9 protein-coding genes are annotated in these 15722 nt (G+C 61.5%); 6 read left to right on the top strand and 3 right to left on the bottom strand.

Annotated elements, in window-relative coordinates:
• Positions 1 to 69 precede the first annotated feature (69 nt).
• The 4 genes from M2103_RS11735 to M2103_RS11720 all read left to right on the top strand — a co-directional run bounded on the left by M2103_RS11735 (position 70) and on the right by M2103_RS11720 (position 4411).
• Complete coding sequence (locus tag M2103_RS11735) at positions 70 to 1509, top strand: hypothetical protein (protein ID WP_277510756.1); 1440 nt, start codon at positions 70 to 72, stop codon at positions 1507 to 1509.
• A gap of 114 nt (positions 1510 to 1623) precedes the next feature.
• Positions 1624 to 2595, top strand: a complete 972-nt coding sequence (locus tag M2103_RS11730; RefSeq protein WP_277510755.1) for an ABC transporter ATP-binding protein — start codon at positions 1624 to 1626, stop codon at positions 2593 to 2595.
• Positions 2596 to 2663: 68 nt separating this feature from the next.
• On the top strand, positions 2664 to 3656 hold the full coding sequence (locus tag M2103_RS11725) for an oligopeptide/dipeptide ABC transporter ATP-binding protein (protein WP_277510753.1): 993 nt from the start codon (positions 2664 to 2666) through the stop codon (positions 3654 to 3656).
• Positions 3653 to 4411, top strand: a complete 759-nt coding sequence (locus M2103_RS11720) for a class I SAM-dependent methyltransferase (RefSeq protein WP_277510750.1) — start codon at positions 3653 to 3655, stop codon at positions 4409 to 4411. Before M2103_RS11725 ends, M2103_RS11720 begins: the two co-directional genes overlap by 4 nt.
• A gap of 160 nt (positions 4412 to 4571) precedes the next feature.
• On the opposite strand, the gene M2103_RS11715 is transcribed toward M2103_RS11720, so the two are convergent.
• The 3 genes from M2103_RS11715 to M2103_RS11705 form a co-directional block, all read right to left on the bottom strand.
• Positions 4572 to 5669, bottom strand: a complete 1098-nt coding sequence (locus M2103_RS11715) for an Ldh family oxidoreductase (protein ID WP_277510748.1) — start codon at positions 5667 to 5669, stop codon at positions 4572 to 4574.
• Between the two features lie 111 nt (positions 5670 to 5780).
• Positions 5781 to 6737, bottom strand: coding sequence for a phosphoglycerate dehydrogenase (locus M2103_RS11710; protein WP_277510745.1), 957 nt, complete (start codon positions 6735 to 6737; stop codon positions 5781 to 5783).
• Between the two features lie 251 nt (positions 6738 to 6988).
• Positions 6989 to 7342 carry an RNA-binding protein gene (locus M2103_RS11705; protein ID WP_277510744.1) on the bottom strand — a complete coding sequence of 118 codons (354 nt, stop codon included), beginning with the start codon at positions 7340 to 7342 and terminating at the stop codon, positions 6989 to 6991.
• A gap of 236 nt (positions 7343 to 7578) precedes the next feature.
• On the opposite strand from M2103_RS11705, the gene M2103_RS11700 reads away from it, so the two are divergent.
• Positions 7579 to 8475: a DMT family transporter gene (locus M2103_RS11700; protein WP_277510742.1), complete on the top strand. Its 897-nt coding sequence runs from the start codon at positions 7579 to 7581 to the stop codon at positions 8473 to 8475.
• Between the two features lie 333 nt (positions 8476 to 8808).
• Positions 8809 to 15722 (top strand): autotransporter-associated beta strand repeat-containing protein (locus M2103_RS11695; RefSeq protein ID WP_277510741.1); only part of this gene is annotated, 6914 nt, incomplete at its 3' end.

Genomic DNA, 15722 nt, shown 5'->3' with positions numbered 1-15722 from the left:
TTCATTTGTCCGAAAACGGAAAAACTCGCTTCACACAAAGCCCCGCGCGCCTTTTCATCTGTGTTTCGCGTGACACTCCTTTTCCTCAAGATTTTCGGCTGGCTCATCGCCCACACGCCTGAGTTTTTGCTGCATTTCACCGCCTGGCTGCTCGGCCCGGTGGTGTTGCTATTGCCCAAGCGCCGGCAAATCGTTTTTTCCAATCTGCATCACGCGTTTCCCAAGCGTGCGCGCGCCTGGCATCGCAAGATCGCCCTCAAGAGCTCGCGTCGGCTCATCGAGACGGGAATGCTTTCGCTCGCGAGCCCGTTCATGTCCGACGCGCGGTTGCGCCGCGTCGCGCGCGCCACGCCGTCGTTTGACGCCGCGCTCGCGCGCCGCATCGCCGAGAATCCCGAATCGCCGGGCGTCATCGGCACACTGCACCTCGCGTATTGGGAAAGCCTCACGTGGCTCGCGCTTTTCACGGAATACCGCGGCGAGGTCGGCGTCGTGTTCCGTCCGCTCAAGAACGACGATCTCAACACATGGATAAAGTCCACGCGCGAACGCCACGGGTTGAAACTGTTTTCGCGGCGCGACGGATTGTTCGAAATTTTCCGCGTCATGAAGCGGCGCGGCGTCATCAGCATTCTCTTCGACCAAAACGCCGGACACCACGGCGCGCTCACGACATTTCTCGGGCGCGTCTGCTCGACGACGGAGTTTCCCGGCACGCTCGTCGAAAAATACAACGCGCGCCTCACGATCATTTATCCGCGCCGCTACGGATTCTGGCGCATCGGCTACGAGTGCGTTGACATCGTCACCGGTGGTGGCGCGATCGACGCCACCATCGCGCTCAACCGCTGGCTCGAAAACGCGCTCTCCAACGACGACAACATGTGCGCGTCGTGGCTCTGGAGCCACGGGCGCTGGCGCAGCCAGAACTGGCCGACCCTGCGCTTCCGCTTTCACACGAAAAACGATTATCTCGACGCAGACCTCGCCGCGCACGGTTTCACGCGCGCCACCATGCCGCGAAAAACGCGCGTGTGGGTGCGCTTCCCCGCGGACAAAATCGCGCCCGCGCAACTCGCCGCCGCGCTGCCGATCTTTCGCGACTTGCGCCGGTCGCGCCCCGACACGCAGCTCACGCTCCTCGCGCCGGCGGACGCGCTCGACGCGCTCAAGCCGCTCATCGACGACGGCACCGCCGACTACTTGCGCGAGCTGCCGCGCGGCGCCCTGGCATCGCGTTGTTATTTCAAAAAACTCCGCCTCGAATATCCCGACGTGTTTGTGAATCTTGACGAATCCGCGCGCGCCGATCGCGAGGCCAAATCCACGCGCAGCCCGCAGCGCTTCGGCCTCGTTCGCCCCGGCCGGCGCCGCCCGCGCCTCACCGATGTTTACGAGGCCCCCGCCGATTTTCTCGCGACCAATCCCGCCCCCTCCGCGCTCTGGCGAAAACTCTTCGAGCACTTCGGCCTGCCGGAGGAGGGAAAGGCTGAAAGTCTGAAGGACTGAAAAGCTGAAGGCCCCAACCCGCCGCAAGCCCGACACCTCCAAAAAATCGCGCCCATAACGAAGCTCCGAATTTTCAGCCTTTCAGTTTTTCAGTCCTTCAGCCTTTCTCTTCCCGTGCTTCTCTCCGTCAAAGATCTTCGCACCTATTTTCACACGCGCAGCGGTGTGTATCGCGCGGTTGACGGCGTGAGTTTTGACCTGGAGCGCGGCGAGACGCTCGGCATCGTCGGCGAGTCCGGCTCGGGAAAATCCGTCACGTGCTACTCGCTCATGGGCCTCGTCCCGCAACCGCCGGGACGCATCGAAAGCGGCGTGGCGATGTTTGACGGCGTTGACCTGCTCCACTGCGCGCCGCGCCGGTTGCAGTCGATCCGCGGCAAGCGCATCTCGATGATTTTTCAGGACCCGATGACCTCGCTCAACCCCTACCTGCGCATCAGCGAACAACTCATCGAGCCGCTCATCATCCACGAAAAAATCTCCCGCAAGGCCGCGCTCGCCCGCGGGCTCGAAATGCTCGAGGCCGTCGGCATCAACGACGCCGCGAAACGCATTCACTATCACCCGCACGAGTTTTCCGGAGGCATGCGCCAGCGCGTCATGATTGCGATGGCGCTCATCACGCGCCCCGAGCTTCTCATCGCCGACGAACCCACCACCGCGCTCGACGTGACCGTGCAGGCGCAGATTTTGGAGCTCATTAAAAAAATGCAGAAGGAGTCCGGCATGGCCGTGATCTTCATCACGCACGACCTCGGCGTCGTCTCCGGCCTCTGCGACCGCGTGCAAGTCATGTATGCCGGGCGCATCGTCGAAACCGCCGGCACGCGCACACTCTTTTACCAGCCGAGGCACCCCTACACAATCGGCCTGCAACGCTCGATCCCCTCGCTGCAACAAAAAGGCCGCGAACTTTTCACGATCAAGGGACTTCCGCCCGACATCTCAAAAAACTTCACCGGCTGCGCCTTCGCCGACCGCTGCGAACTCGCCAGGGAAAGCTGCCGTCAACAACAACCCGAGCTCAAACCCGTAACCCCCGAACACCAACAAGCCTGCCTGCGCGTGCAAGCCGGGGAAATTTGAAACCGACTGATTAGCCCGATCTGTCCTATCAATCCAAAATCCCCAATCCAAAATCCAAAATTTATCTCATGCCGCCCATCCTCGAACTCCGCGACGTCAAGACGCACTTCCCCGTGCATCAGGGGTTTCTCGTGCGCCGCAACGCCGGCGCGGTGAAAGCGGTTGACGGCGTCAACCTCGCGCTTGCGCGCGGCGAGGTGCTCGGGCTGGTTGGCGAATCCGGCTGCGGCAAATCCACGCTCGCGCGCACGATCATGCAGCTCGTGCCCACCACCGGCGGCGCGGTCATTCTCGAGGGCAAAAATCTCACCGCCGGCGGCGCGGACGAAATCGGCGCCGTGCGCCGCGACATGCAGATGGTTTTTCAAGACCCCTACGCGTCGCTCAACCCGCGCATGACGGTGCACGACACCATCGCCGAGCCGCTCCTCGTGCACCGCGTGTGCGCGCCCGCCGAAGTCACGCCGCGCGTCGCCGAACTCATGACGCTCGTCGGCCTCGCGCCGCGCTTCATGCAGAAATATCCGCACGAGTTTTCCGGCGGACAACTCCAGCGCATCGCCATTGCCCGCGCCCTCGCGCTCAACCCGAAAATCATCATCGCCGACGAACCCGTCTCGGCGCTCGACGTTTCCATCCAGGCGCAAATCCTCAATCTCCTCTCGCAGCTCGTGCGCAAGATGAACCTCAGCCTGATCTTCATCGCGCACGACCTCTCCGTCGTGAAACACATCTCCGACCGCGTGGCCGTCATGTATCTCGGCAAAATCGTCGAGCTCGGCCCGGCGGTTGAAGTGATCGAGCACCCGCGCCATCCCTACACCCGCGCGCTCATCAGCGCCATCCCCACGCCCAACCCCGACGTCGAGCGCGCGCGCAAACGCATCGTCCTGCCCGGCGATCCGCCCTCGCCGATCAACCCGCCGCGCGGCTGCGCGTTTCACCCGCGCTGCCCGCACGCGCAAGAACGCTGCCAGGCCGCCGTGCCGCCGCTCGAAAAACTCGAGGCCGGCGACAACCGCGAAGTCGCCTGCATCCGCGCCGAGGAAATCTGGCAGTGAAAATCGACCTCCCCGACAACGGCGGCGCCGCTCCGCAAACCGCGCCCGCGCGACGTCCCGCGTTTCACCGCGCGCTGCACCGAGCCACCGACCGCACGCGCCCCTCGATTTGGAAATACGATTACCTCGTGCTCTCCAAACTCGCCGAAAACATCAACGAACTTTTCACGCAAGCCGTCGCGGAGCTATCGGAATCGCCGCGCAAAATCGCGCTCGATGCCGGCTGCGAGCAAAGCCCGTATAAAAAACTTTTCGAGGCGCGCGGCTGGAAACTGGAGACGCTCGACATCGCTCCCGGCCCCGGAGTCGACCATGTCGGCACGGTCGAGCAAACCGGACTGCCCGCGGATGGTTTTGATTTTGTGCTCTGCACCGAAGTCATCGAGCACAGCGCGCAACCATGGGCGGCGATGCGCGAGCTGCGCCGCATTCTGCGTCCCGGCGGACGCCTGCTTTTCAGCGTGCCGCACGTGTGGTTCCATCATCCGCATCCGGCGGACAACTGGCGATTCACGCAGCAAGGCGTGGCGCGGCTCGCCGTCGATTCCGGTTTTGAAATGGAAACGCTCCTGTCGCGCGGCGGTTCCGCGGCGGCGTTTTTCCAAATCATGAACATGTATCTGTTCGGCGCGCTCGGCGTGTTTGGCGCGCCGCTGTATCTGATGAACAACATCGCCGGCGCGCTGTTCGACAAGTTCTCCCGCAACACCAAACTCTGCCTCGGCTTCGCCGCGCTGTGCCGGAAACCGGAGTGACCGCCGGCGTTCGCTGGCTTTTGAGCATGCCAGAAACACGGACGGGGAATTTGCGTTGAGAAAGTCGCGTCTTCTTGTCGGGCGTGTTTATAAAAATAAAAAAGCGGCGGAATTTTTTCCGCCGCCATGTGAGCCTTGAGAATGTTGAAAACGATTTTGTTTAGAACTCCACCGTTTTGAACGAGGCGGGGTCCCAGAGCGGCTGGCCCGCTTCCCTGGCGATTTCGTTAAACGCCTCGATTTCCGCCGCGCTGAAGAGAAGGCCGCCGGCGGCCGCCGTTTTCTTCGCGAACTCCGCCTCGATCTGGCCGGGGAGGATGCACTTGTCGTTGCCGTGTCCAAGGATGTCCTCAAGGACGGCTTTCACGTTTTGCGATTGCGTGCGGCCCTTGGCAAACGCGCCGCCGCTGATCGCGTCGGGATGGATGACTTGGAAGTAGAAGCAGCAGGTGCCCTTGTCGCCCTCGGAAACTTGCTCCCAACGGTTGCGGATTGTCGGGAGCGAGCCGCCGATCATGCCGCCGACGAGTTCGTTGATGAGCGAGAGTCCGTAGCCTTTGTGCGCGCCGAAGGGCATCAGCGACTTCGCTTTCGCGGGGTCGGTGGTCGGGTTGCCGTCGGCGTCAACGGCGGCGTTGGGCGGCAGTTGTTTTCCTTCGCGCAGGAGTTGTTGCACGCGACCCATGGCGACGACCGATGTCGCCCAGTCGATCACGATCGGGAAGCCGATGGCGTCGGTGGTGGGAAAGCCCCACGAGTGCGGGTTGGTGCCGAGCGTGGGGAATTTGCCGCCGAAGGGAACGACCTCGGCGAGCGCCGCCGTGCAGTTCGTGTAGGCGTAGTAACCGCGGCGCGCGGCGTCCATCACGTAGCCGCCGCCCCAGAGATAGTGGAAGGCGTTGTCAACGACGACGGTGCCGGTGCCGTATTGGTCGGCGAGTTTCATGGCGGCGTCCATGGCGCGGTAGGCGGTGGCCTGGCCGAGTTTTTTGTTGGCATTCCAGATTTTCGTCGCTGCGAAGCGGGAGGGTTTTTCCTCGATTTGCGCGCCGGGCACGCAGCCTTTAGAGCCGGAGCCGAAGAGGTGGTCGAGGTGGAGGGCCTTGATGCCGTTGTGCGTGCGGATGCCGTGGCGCGTGGCGTCGGCGCAGAAGCGCGCGGCCTCGCCGGACTCGTCGGCGTGGAAGCCGCGGTGCATGTAGGCGGCGGCGACGAGGTCGTTGTGCTGTTTTTCGGGAACGATGTGGTAGGTTTCCATTGGTAAAGGAGTCAGAATACAGGAGTCAGGAGTCAGAATGCAGAAGGCTTAAAGATGCCGAAGGGTTTTTCTCCTGGCTCCTGACTCCTGTATTCTGACTCCTATGTATTTTTAGAATTTGTTCGCTTGGTTGACGATTTTGCCTTCAAGGAAGGATTTGTAGTTCGAGACGCAGCAGCACGCCTGGCGCACGACGCTTTCGTAGGTGCGCGAGCCAATGTGCGGGGTGATGACGACATTCGGGAGCTTGAGCAGCGGGTGGTCGGCGGGCGGCGGTTCCTGGTCGAGCACGTCGGCGCCGTAGCCGCCGAGCTGGCCGGAGTTGAGCGCCTCAACGAGGTCGGCGGTGTGCACGATTTCGCCGCGGGCGCAGTTGAGGATGATCGCGCCTTTTTTCATCGTGGCGATGGACTTGGCGTTGATCATGTCGCGCGTCTCGGGGGTGAGGTTTGTGTGCAGCGAAATGTAGTCGGCGGCGGCGAAGATTTCCTCCTTTGTGGCGGCGCGCCTGACGTTGTGCTGCGCGGCGAAGGCTTCGTCCCAGTAGACGTCGAAGGCGATCACATCCATGCCGAAGGCGCGCGCGCGAATGGCGACTTCCTTGCCGATGCGGCCGAGGCCGACGATGCCGATGGTCTTGGCGAGGAGCTCATGGCCGGTCTTGCGTTTCCATCCGCCGGAGCGGGTGGAGTCGCAATGGAAGAGGAGTTGTTTTTCGAGCGCGAGCAGGAGCAGGAACGTGTGCTCGGCCACGGTGGTGTGGTTCACGCCGGGGGTGAAGAGCACGGGGATTTTTTTCGCGCTGGCGTGGGCGACGTCGATCTTGTCGAGGCCGATGCCGTATTTGCTGATGACCTTGAGGCGCGGGAGCGACTTGTCGATGACGGCGGCGGTGATGGCGTCGTCGCCGCAGAGGAAGGCGTCGAATTCGCCCGCGAGCTCGAGCATGCGCGACTCGGGGAGCGGGCCGCGTTCGCGGACAACTTCGACGCCGAGACCGGAGAGCATGTCGTGGTGGGCTCCGGGCGTGTCTTGGAATGAGGTGGTGGTGAGGAGGACGCGTGTCATGGGTGTGTGATGCGGGGAAAAGGCCGCGGAGTTGAGGGATTTGTCTGGAAAAACAACGGGGCAAATGGGAACAAAGGACAGGTGTATTTGGAAGCCCAAAACGAGGTGGCGTGTGGTGGCTATGGGCGGCAGGGGCATGGCGCCGGCGCATTTGTTTTTACGCAAAAAAGGCGAAGCCCTTTTGAGGCTTCGCCTTTGTTTTTAAAATCGATTTATTAGTGAATCGTTTTGTTTGGTCGGGTGCTGCTGGATTAGTCGCGACGATCGCGACCGCCGCCGAAGCCGCCACGACGCTCACGACCGCCGAAGCCGCCGCGACCGCCGCCACCGAAGGAACGGCCACCGCCTTCTTCCTTGGGACGAGCTTCATTGACTGTGAGGTTACGGCCGCCGAGATCGACGCCGTTCATCTTTTCCGCCGCGAGTTTTGCCTCTTCGGGGGTGCCCATGGTCACGAACGCAAAGCCGCGGGGGCGGCCGCTCATCTTGTCCATGGCGACATAGACGTCGGTCACTGAACCGAATTGGCCGAAAGCGGCGCGGAGTTCGTCTTCAGTTGTCTTGAAAGACATATTGCCGACGTAGAGTTTTGAATTACCTGTCATATTATCTGAGTTCGTAGAGCGAGCGTGGCTGCCAGTCCGTTCCCGACCATCGGGTTTCGAAATCATCACTCGAACAACTGCGCTCTCCTGACGACTCACCAGTTTCTGTTGACCTAACGTTTCTCTAACGAGACGGCGCAGCACATAGAACCGGGATGCAAAAGCAAGGGTATTTTGTTTTTGGCAATGGCGGGCGGCGGATTACGCTGGAAGGCTTTATTGTCAAAATTTTCCCCATGCACTGGATTGTCGCGAGTCTTGTTTCGGCGTTTTTCCTCGGGTGTTACGATTTGTTCACCAAGGCGTCCGTGCGTGGGAACGCGGTGCTGCCCGTGTTGTTTTTTGCGAATGTGTGCAGCGCGGCGGTGTGGCTCGCGCTTATGGGCGCGCGGGTGGCGAGTCCCGGCGCGGTGCCGGAGATTTTGTGGGTGGAACCGCTCAACGCGCATCAGCATTTGTTGTTGTTCGCCAAGTCCGCCCTCGTCGCCTCGTCGTGGGTATGCTCGTATTTTGCGGTGAAACATTTGCCTGTTTCGCTCGCCGCCCCGATTCGCGCGACAGGGCCGGTGTGGACGCTTTTCGGCGCGCTGCTCGTGCTTGGCGAGCGTCCGTCGTGGTTGCAAATCCTCGGTGTGGTGACGACCATCGGCGCGTTTTTCGGCCTTTCGGTGGCGGGGCGGCATGAGGGCATCAATTTTTCAAAAAACAAATCCGTTTGGCTGTTGATTTGCGGCACGCTGCTTGGTGCGGTCAGCGGATTGTATGACAAGTTTTTGCTCGGCACGGTCGGTTTCAAGGCGTCGACGGTGCAGGCGTGGTTTGCGATTTATCTGGCGGCGATCTTCGCGCCGCTCGCGCTCGCGTGGAAAGCGCGCCTTTGGCCGCGCAATGAATTTCACTGGCGATGGAGCATTCCGCTTGTGGGGCTGGCGTTGCTCGCGGCGGACTTCCTTTACTTCGATGTCCTGCGCAATCCCGAGGCGCTCGTTTCGCTCGTGTCCAGTTTTCGCCGCGCCAGCGTGCTCGTGGCCTTTGCGGGCGGCCTGTTGATTTTCCATGAGTCCAACGGTCGTAAAAAACTGCCCGCGGTGATCGGTGTGGTGATCGGAATTGCGCTGACAATCATGGGGTAGCGCCGATTTGCGGCGGGAAGGTTCTTAAACAAAGCCCATGGATGATCTCCATTTTAGTGCCCCCGGCAACAAGGGCGGGCGCGGCTTTTGGGGCATATTTTAGAGCATGGATAGAATTCAAAGGCATACCAAAAGGATTCTACATGCAAAAGTATTGCCAAATTAGCCGACTCTATTAGGTCTTGTTTGATGCCAGTGTAAAAAAATTTGCAACAAAGTGCTAATTTTTCTTACAATACGGCGATCCGACATACAATCAACGCAGGCGTTTCCTCCAATGAAAGTGGACGCTTGGATGATGCTTTCCACAAATCATTTTCAACAAATCAGCACATGCGCACAAAACCCACAACCTTCCGTCTCACTTTCAGCCTTTTTGCACTTGCAGGTTTTGCGCTCGGCATTTCGGCGCAGACCACATCGGGCACATTCACCGGAAACGGTGCCAACTGGGGCGACGCGGCCAACTGGTCCGGCGGGATGCCCGGCTCGAACGCCGGCGACACGGCTGTGTTCAACGCCGCCTCGAACAGCTCGCTCGCCAACAAGACCATCTCGCTCGGGGAGGCGCGCACGATTGGCGCGCTCAATGTCATCGGACCCAACGGGGTCGATTTGACCCGTTCCCTGACCATCGGCTCGGCGGCTTCGCCGACGCTTACTTTTGGCGCCGCTTCCTCGGTGATCACCCTTTCCGGCGGCATCAACCTTCAGCTTGCCGCCAACATGGTCGCGAATGGCAACCTCACCATCAACAATAACAGCGCGGTGCTCGGCAAGATCAGTCTCCTCGGCGCGCTCAACGCCGGTTCGAACACGGTCACGTTTTATAATGACACCAGTTCGGCGGACATCCTCGTTTCCGGCGCGTTGACCGCCGGCTCGCTTGTCAAGAACGGCAGCGGCAGGCTTGTGCTCGAATCGTCCTCGCCCGCGTCGGTCACCGGTCCGGTCAACTTCAACAACGGCACGCTCGTCATCGGCGCGAACAACGTGCTGGGCACCGGCACGCTCGTGCTCGGCGCAAACATCAACGAGAAAAAAATCAACCTCGCGGGCAACGCCGACCAAACGCTTTCCAATGCGCTGGATATTTCAGCGTCCGACCTGCATGTCAGCCGGGACGACTTGGGCGGCGCGACGGTGTTGCGCACGCTCACGTTCAACCCGACCGCGGCCTCGGTCTCCGGCATCGGCGTCTCGCGCACGATTAATGTGAGCGCGTTCACCGGGCTGGCGTTTGGCGCGAATCAGGCGTTCAGTGGCGGCACGCTCGTCAAGCAGGGGTCGGGTGTGCTCACGCTTGGCGGCGCGGGCAGCACGTTTTCGTTGCTCGATATTCGCGCGGGCAGCGTCGTCGGTTACTTGAACAGCGCCTCGCTTTCCATCGGCGGGGGCTCGGGCGTTTTTGGCTCGGGCACCATTCGCGTGGACGGCGGCAGCTCCGCGCTCGAAGTGCGCGGCGCCGACCCGGGCCACACGCTCAACATTATCGCCGGCGCGAACATCACACTGAGCAACCAGGCTACATTTCGCCTGAGCAACGCCACGCTCGGGCTCCTCGGCGGCGTCATCGACCTGGGCGGCAGCGGCCTTTTTGATTACCAGGGCAATGTCATACTTGGCAGCACCTCGATTGTGAACGCGCCCGCCGCGGGATTTGATTTCGCGGGCAACGTGGCGTTTCACGACAGCCACACGGGCATCATCGACAACGCAGGCTACCGCATCAACCTCAGTGGCGGCGGCGCGCAGGCACTTTCGCGCACGGTCGCCGGCGCGGTCGCGATTTCGGGCACGCTTGTCAAATCCGGCTCGGGACGCGTCACGCTGGACGACTCGATCACAAACTTGACGCTGACCAACCGCCTTCGGCTCGACGCGGGCGTTTTTGACCTTGGCAACTCATACCTGACCGCGAACGGCGGCGTCGGCATCGGCGCGGGCGACCTTGTTTTTGGCGCGGGCAACCAGTTCTCCGGCGTGTTGGTTTACGACAGCGCCTCGACCGGCGCGGCGCGGCTCGGCGGCTGGTCGCAAACATTCGACGACGTGACCATCGGCGCCGGCGCGGTGGCGCGCATCGACCTGGGCGGCGGCATCGACACCTCGACCTCGCTCACGCTCGACAATGTCAACTTTCTTGGCGCCACGGGTTACCTGAGCATTTACAATTACCAATACGGCGCGAACGCCGACCATGTTCATTACAGCGGCGGCGCGATCCCGACGAACCAAGTTTGGTTCCACGGTTACAATCCCGGCGCCATTGTCAGCGGCGGCGAATTGTTTGCGCCGACTGTCGGCGGCACGGTTGGCGGCGCGCCGGACTTTCTGCGAGTCGAGTGGACGGGCGCGGCCAACACGATGGATACCGCCAATTACAACAACTGGCGCACTGTCGGCACCAATATCACGCATCAGCTCGCCCAGCCCAACGCGCCGGGTGTCGTGGCCGTGCTTGGCGACCTCGGCGGCTCCCTTGGCGGCAAGACCGTCACCGGCGCGAACTTTGGTGTTAGCGGAAGCACTTGGACTCTGGGAAAACTGTTCATGAGCAACAATTCGGGCGCCACTTATACCGTGACTCCCGGGGCCGGCGTCACGTTGGTGTTTGACAGCGGCGTGGAGGGCACGCCGGCGGTTTTGTCGGTAAACACTTATAGTTGGAATCAACTCAACGGCAACGTCCGGCTGGACTCGGACCTGCGCTTGGAAGGAGACGCGAGCTTCTATTTTTATCCCAGCATCACCGGCACGCACGACATCATCATTGCCCGCACCGGCGCCCATGAAAACCGTTTCGGGGGCTCGAATGAGAATTGGACGGGTAACATTATTGTCAGTCAGGGGCGCATTTCCCGGCAGGGAGCCAACTCTTGGGGAAACATTACCAGTGCCGCGCTGCTCGCCGGCGAGACCAACGCCATCATCTTCAAGGGCGGCGGCATTCGCGGGCAGGCCAATCAAAATAAAATCAGTGTTCCCAATCGCATTTTTATCGAGGCCGACCTTAGTTACGCCAACAACACGGCTTTTACATGGAACGGCGATGTTTTGCTTAATGCCGGCATCAAGCCATTCTACAACATGAACGTCGATGAGGCCGTCATCAACCCCGCCGGCCATCGCGCTTCCCTGACCTTTAGCGCCAGCACCAATCTCGTGGGAGGCGCCGGACTTTCCAAGTCGGGCGCATACTCAATGGAGATCTTGAGCGGCAACAACACCTTTTCCGGCGGACTGCGCGTGACGGCCGGCGTTCTCTATACCACGGTCGGCGCGGGCGGACTGGTGATCGGCCACTTGGACGCCGGCAAAAACTATCTCGGTTCCGGCAGCATCAGTGTCACCAGTGGCACGCTGCAAGTGGACACGCAGGGTTATGACACCCTGGTTTCGGGCACTGGTGGCGACAAGGCGATCATCAACCTGGGCTCCACCTTCATGTCTTTTAACAACGGCGGCCTTGTGACGCTCGGCACCGATAGCCAGGTTGTTGGCAATAATACTAACAACTCGCAGTTCCGCGTCTCCGGCAGCTTGATGCTCGACGGCGGCATCTTCGGCGACGACGGCGTCACCACGGGCAAGAACGTCAACCTCTACCTCGACACCACAACCAATCCCGGTGGCGGCGGCGTGGGCAAGGGTTCCAACGGCGCCGGCGTTGTGAAGGGCCTGCGAAACATCGTCAAAGCCGGCTCGGGCATGATGAGCATGGAATCCCAGCTGACCTACAATATTTCCGGCAACCTGCTCCTCGACGGCGGCGTGCTTCAACTCCGCGCGAACAATCAGGTCACCGGAGCCAACGGGATCTCGCTGGTTAATGTTAACCTGAATGGCGGCGCGCTCGGCGTGGAAGGCACCGCGCAATCCTTCGACAATCTAAACTTGCTCGCCAGCGGCGGTTCGCTGCTACTCGGGGCCGACGGCGGAATCACTTTTGCGGGAGCGGGCACCTGGACCACCGCCGCGCTGCTTTCCGTCCAAAACACCAGCGGCATTTGGAATACCAACGACCTCGGAGCCTACATACGTTTTGCCGACAGCTCGGGCCTGACGTCGCTCGATAATATTTCCCTGACCGGTTACGAATCCGGAGTCACGCTGACGCAGGGTGCCGACAACTATTGGTATCTCACCGCCAGCGCGCCCGCCACCGTTGAATGGACCGGCGGAGGGACAACCGACCTCTGGAACGACGACAACAACTGGCTCACGCCCGTCGCGCCCGACGGCGTGGACCTCAGTGTTTCCATCAAGGACATCGACGAAAACCTCGCGGCCAAGACAATCGACGTTAACGGCAACCACACGCTCTCGCGCCTGAACGTCACCTCGGTGCAAACTGCTGTCACGCTCGGCGGATCGGGCACGCTGGTTTTCGAGCGCACCGGCACCGGGGCCGCGTCGCGAATCCTGCATGACGGCGGCTCCATCCTGACCATTGGCAGCGCCGTGGAATTGAAAAACGACATCGAACTGGCCGCCAGCACGCTCGCCACGGTCAGCTACCTGAAATGGACCGGCGCGGTCAGCGGCTCCGGCGGCATCACCAAAACCGGCGCGGGCACATTGCTGTTGATGAACAAGGACAGCGATTACACCGGCGGTTTCACCTGGCGGGATTCCTCGGTCATCCAGCTCGGCGGCGCAAACGCCGCCAGCTACGGCGGGGCGTATTTTGGCAGCGGCACGTTCGTCATCGGCGACGGCACCAACAAGACCTTCTATCTGGAAACCTACAACGAGCAGCTTGCCTCCAGCAACACCGTCATCCCGGCAAGCACAACACGCTTCATCAATGGAGACTTCATCCTGCGCGGCAACCTCATCCACCGCCGCCAGACCGATCTGGGCCAGTTGGTCACAAACGGACAATACGGCGAGGTTTCCCGGATTGTTTTCAACGGCAACGGCGTCTTCGACGACCCGCTCGGCACCGGCGTCACCTACACCATCAATAACTACGCCCAGGCCACGACCGCCGCCGGCGACTACACCACCACGGTTTTTAACGGCAACATCACAGGATCGGCCAACATTCACCAGACGGGTTACGGTTTTGTTTATTACAACGGCGACAACAGCGGCTACACCGGCAACTACAACCTCGCCGGCAAGGCCGTCATAAAAAACGACAACGCCTTCGGCACGGGCACGCTCACCCTTTCGGGCGGAATCAACGTGGGGCGCATTCAATCCAGCAGCGGAACGATCATGCTCTCCAATGTGCTGAACATCACCGCCGGCAACAATTATCAGGGCGATCTGGTCTTCAATCTGGACAGCGGCGCGACCGGTCAGAAAAGCACCGTCACCGGAACCCAAGGCCTCGGCGGCAGCGGCGTTCTCACCTTCGGCAAGGATCACGTCATCGCGGGCGCGGGCGGCTTTGTCACCGGTGCTGAAAGTAGCTGGGGGCGCAGCGGCAGTATCCGATTCCTCGGAGCCAATGAGTTTGCCGGCAACATCAACCACCAAAGCGCGACCATCCACATCGGCCGCGACTCGTTCTGGGATAGCGGCACCCTCGTCAGCGGCGCGCTCGGCACCGGCACGCTCAACATCATAAGAAACACCGCCGTCATCGGTGCGTATGTGGGGGCCGACAGCATCAACCCCGACGCCACCTCCATCCGCATGTCCAACGCGGTCAACTTCGGCGCCAACGGCATCACCGTCACCAACGCCGGCTCCGCCACGACGCTCATCTTCGACACCGGCTCCATCAGCCTCCGCAACGGCAAGTCGGACCTCTCCGTCAACGTCACCACCGCCAACCAGGTCCTCTCCATCGAATCCCTGCTCGCGGACAAGGACGCATCCACCGCCGGCGGCATCACCAAGACCGGCGCGGGCATCCTCGAACTGCTCAACACCGACAACGAAATCTCCGACGGCATCGACGTCCAGGCCGGTGTCGTGCGCACGACCGTGGCCGGCGACAACGCGCAAGTCGGTTCGCACGCCGCCGGGGACTCCGCCTTCGGCACCGGCGTCTGGCGCGCGCAAACCGCCTCCGGCGCGGGCACGGCGGGCGCGTTTGAAGTCGCCGCGCTGACCGCGAGCGCGACGGTTACCCTGACCGGCAGCAACAGTTTTGTCCTGAACGACAACGGCCAGCTCCGCATCACCGGCACCGACGTCAGCACCGTGCTCGCCGACAACGGCTGGCTCGCCAGCTCCGACACCGTCGGACAGGAGGGCGTGCTCGTCGCCGACAATATTTTCACCCAAAACTACACCCTCGGCGTCAAGCTCAACGCCCTCAACTGGACGCTCAACGCCGGCACCGTGAACCTCGCCCGCGCAAACCTGCTGGCCAACGTGCAAAACATTTATCTCACCAACAACAGCACCCTGGACATCAACCAGCTCGCGCAGACGATCAACGGCGCGATTTACGTCACCGGCAGCGCGATCATCGACGTTTCCGGCGGCTCCGCGCACAACCCCGTCTCGATCCTCACCGGGACCATATCGGTCAATGAAACCGACAGCCTGCTGACATTCCTTGGATGGGACGCCGACCCCATCACGGGCCTCGGCTCGACGCTCATCCGCACCAGTCTCACCGAGGGCACGATCATCAACGGCGTTGTCCTCGGCGGCAACTCCGCCACCTCTGTTGTGGCGCAGCGCAACGACGAGGGCATTCGCGTGCTCCTGCCTTTCGACGATATTTTTATCTGGGATGGCGCGACCAACAACGTTTGGGCGAACAACAACTGGATGAAGCAGGACGGCCTGCACCTGCCCGATGCGCAGCCCAACATAAAAGGCGCGCAAGTCACCTTCAACACCGACCTCGCCAATCTCGCCGGCGCCACCATCACCCTGTCCGGTGATCGCCGCCTCAACAATCTCCTCCTCGTGGGAGCCTCCGACGAGGACTTCACGATTGCCGGCCCCGGCAACCTTGTCTTTCAGGGGCGCACCGCCTCGGCCTCGGGCTTCATCACGCAAACCGGTGTGAGCGACGTCACCATCGGCGCGAACATCCTCCTCGAATACGATGCCACCGACTTGCTGGGTAAGAACCTCTCCATTGCGCAAAACGGCGTCGGCTGGCTCATCTTCAACGGCAAGATCGAGGGCCCCGACTCCATCGTGACAGTGAGCGGCACCGGCGCGGGCGCGGTCGTGTTCAACGCCGCGAACATGTTCAGCAAGGGCTTCGTCATCGAAGGCGGCGAGGTGCATATCGGCGCCGACAGGCTCAACGACGGGGACGGCGG

This window comes from Ereboglobus sp. PH5-5 (assembly GCF_029504805.1).
Taxonomy (GTDB): Bacteria; Verrucomicrobiota; Verrucomicrobiia; order Opitutales; family Opitutaceae; genus Ereboglobus.
Note: the sequence above shows the minus strand (reverse complement) of the source record. Positions and strands in the feature narration are given on the sequence as shown.